This is a genomic window from Stutzerimonas stutzeri, from assembly GCF_000935215.1.
Taxonomy (GTDB): domain Bacteria; phylum Pseudomonadota; class Gammaproteobacteria; order Pseudomonadales; family Pseudomonadaceae; genus Stutzerimonas.
In genome coordinates this window covers 1-281 of sequence record NZ_JXXD01000304.1, presented here as the reverse complement: position 1 = coordinate 281, position 281 = coordinate 1, and the positions used below count along the sequence as shown (strand labels likewise).

Annotated in this window: 1 protein-coding gene; it reads left to right on the top strand. The window is 56.9% G+C overall.

The window, feature by feature from the left end; all coding sequences use genetic code 11:
- Positions 1-27: 27 nt before the first annotated feature.
- The coding region (locus tag LO50_RS22160; RefSeq protein ID WP_044316388.1) for a hypothetical protein at positions 28-281 on the top strand (254 nt) is incomplete at its 3' end.

Below are 281 nucleotides of genomic sequence, written 5' to 3'. Positions count from 1 at the left end.
AAGCGCAACTAGAGAGAGGAAACACAAATGGCACGTTCGACTATGGAAGTTGCATTTCTCGGCACTCAACGCTTCGACGGTGAAGCGGGCCAGAAGTACATCAAGGTCTTCTACGGCGATGAACCGGACGGCAAGACCGAACACGGCCTGTCGATCATCGGCATGGCAGCAGCGGACGAAGTAGCCGACGAAATCTTCGCAGCCGGCGCCAAGTTCGAGCCGCTGCAACTGGTGCGCATCCACTTCGAGATTGCCCGTGGTGGGCAGAACAAGGGCAAGAA